The organism is Silanimonas sp., assembly GCF_027531545.1.
Lineage (GTDB): Bacteria > Pseudomonadota > Gammaproteobacteria > Xanthomonadales > Xanthomonadaceae > Silanimonas.
On sequence record NZ_JAPZSC010000057.1, the window covers coordinates 1 to 2,003 of the forward strand.

Annotated in this window: 3 protein-coding genes; all 3 read right to left on the minus strand. The window is 68.2% G+C overall.

Features of this window, described 5'->3' with window-relative positions; translation table 11 throughout:
- Nucleotides 1–104 precede the first annotated feature (104 nt).
- Genes O9280_RS16415 through O9280_RS16425 form a run of 3 tightly spaced genes read right to left on the minus strand, consistent with a single transcriptional unit; the run spans nt 105 to nt 1,879 of the window.
- On the minus strand, nt 105–401 hold the full coding sequence (locus O9280_RS16415) for a hypothetical protein (protein WP_298345313.1): 297 nt from the start codon (nt 399–401) through the stop codon (nt 105–107).
- Complete coding sequence (locus tag O9280_RS16420; RefSeq protein WP_298345316.1) at nt 398–814, minus strand: DUF1810 domain-containing protein; 417 nt, start codon at nt 812–814, stop codon at nt 398–400. Before O9280_RS16420 ends, O9280_RS16415 begins: the two co-directional genes overlap by 4 nt.
- Nucleotides 815–820: 6 nt before the next feature.
- Entirely contained in the window at nt 821–1,879 is a 1,059-nt protein-coding gene (locus O9280_RS16425; RefSeq protein WP_298345319.1) for a potassium transporter TrkG, read from the minus strand.
- Nucleotides 1,880–2,003: the final 124 nt, after the last annotated feature.

Sequence of the window (2,003 nt, forward strand, 5' to 3'; positions counted from 1 at the left end):
TTCCAGGCCGCCAAGCGCCGAGCGCGCGGCTTCGCCAGCTTCGACACGATCAGGACCGTCGTCTTCCTGATCGCAGGCAAGCTCGACTTCGCAGCGGTCAACCCTCATGCCCGGTAACCCACACGAAATTCAGAAGAGCCCAAAAAAACCAGTGTGTACCGAGTGCTACGCGCCCGATGGCGCACGCTAGGCCGGCAGCTGCTGCGCCGCCACAGTGCCACGCGCGCGAGGTTGGCCACGATGGTGACCAGCGCGATCACGGGCACGGCCGTCATGGTGCCGTAGAAGTACACCGGCGGCGGCATGAGCAGGATGGTGGTGTCAGAGCCAATCACCCCGCCGAGCACGCCAGCACCCAGGCCAACCGCGCAGATCAGGAGCATGGGCCAGACCTCGCTCATGGACCCAGCAGCTCCAGCGTGCGCGGGTCAGGCCGCTCGCGAAAGAAGGCGGCCAGGACCTCGCGGCTGCCGGGCAGCTCGGGCGCCGCCTCGGCAAACAGCGTGGCGCAGGAGCGCAGCTTCAGCGCGTCGACCTCACCCAGGATGTCATCGGCGCTGCGGCCGCGGTGCGCAAGCAGCAGGGCCATGCACTGCGCGAGCCGGGCGCCGAGCACGGGGTGTTGGGCATAGGCCAGCGCCTCGGCGCGGCCGGCCAGGCCGTAGTGCTGCGCCATGGTGCTGTGCCCCAGGCCGCGCAGCTGCGGGAAGACGAACCACATCCAATGGCTGGTCTTGCGGCCGGCGCGCAGCTCGGCGAGCACTGTCTCATAGACCGGGGCCTGGGCGTCAAGGAAGCGCTGCAGGCTTTGCATGGGCGGCTACTTTCGCCAGAAGCCGCCCGTGAACAGCACCAGCACGGTGAGCAGCTCCAGCCGCCCAAGCAGCATGGCAAAGGACAGCACCCAGAGCTCAAAAGCGCCCAGGCCGCCGAAGTTGCCCGCGGGCCCCACCTCGCCCAGGCCGGGGCCGATGTTGTTGACCGTGGCGACCACGGCCGAGAAGGCGGTCACGATGTCCAGGCCGCCCAGCAGCAGCAGGAAGGTCAGGCCCATGGTCGCCGCGCCGTAGATGAGCATGAAGCCGAGCACCGCCGTCATGACCGAGGACGGCAGCACCTGCCCGCCCAGGGTGACGGGGTTGACCACCCGGGGGTGGATGATGCGCACGAGCTCGCGCCGCGCTTGCTTGATCAGCAGCACCATGCGGACCATCTTGATTCCGCCGCCCGTGGAGCCGGCGCAGGAGACGAAGCAACCCAGAAACATCAGCAGCACGGGCGCCGCCACCGGCCACTGGGCGTAGTCGGTGGAGGCGTACCCGGTGGTGGTGGCCAGCGAGATCACGTGGAAGGCGCTGGCGCGCAGGGCGCTCTCCCAGTCGGTGTACTGGCGGTGGGCCAGCAGCATGAGCGTGAGCCCGGCAATGGAGGCCAGCAGCACAAGAACGTAGGTGCGGATCTCGCGGTCGTTGGTCAGGGGTTGCAGGCTGCGTGAGCGGATGACGACGAAGTAGCGCAGGAAGCTGATGCCCGACAAGGCCATGAAGACCATGGCCACGCCCTCAATGGCGGCCGAGTTCCAGTGCCCGAAGCTGGCGTCGTGCGAAGAAAAGCCGCCCAGGCCCATGGTGGAGCACATGTGCATGAAGGCGTCGGACCAGCTCATCCCGGCCCAGCGGTAAGCCAGCAGGCAGGCCGCGGAGAACACGAAGTACACCGTCCACAGCCCGCGCGCGGTCTCGGCGATGCGCGGGGTGAAGCGGGCGTCCTTCATCGGGCCGGGGGTCTCGGCCTTGTACAGCTGCATGCCGCCCAGACCCAGCAGCGGCAGGATGGCCACCACGAGCAGCATGATGCCCAGGGCGCATAGGAAGTTCAAACGCCCCCTGAAGCCCGACGACTAGACCGAGGCCAGCCAAGAAGGGCCGACTGCGGCAGTGAGATCGTGGCAGATCGTGGCAGCGGCGCCCATTCGGACCGTCTCGCCGCTCCCCCTGGGTCTC

Bases quoted from the DNA above. Each gene is read 5' to 3' on its own strand.
- O9280_RS16415 (WP_298345313.1), bottom strand. From the start codon at position 401: ATGAGCGAGGTCTGGCCCATGCTCCTGATCTGCGCGGTTGGCCTGGGT.
- O9280_RS16420 (WP_298345316.1), bottom strand. From the start codon at position 814: ATGCAAAGCCTGCAGCGCTTCCTTGACGCCCAGGCCCCGGTCTATGAG.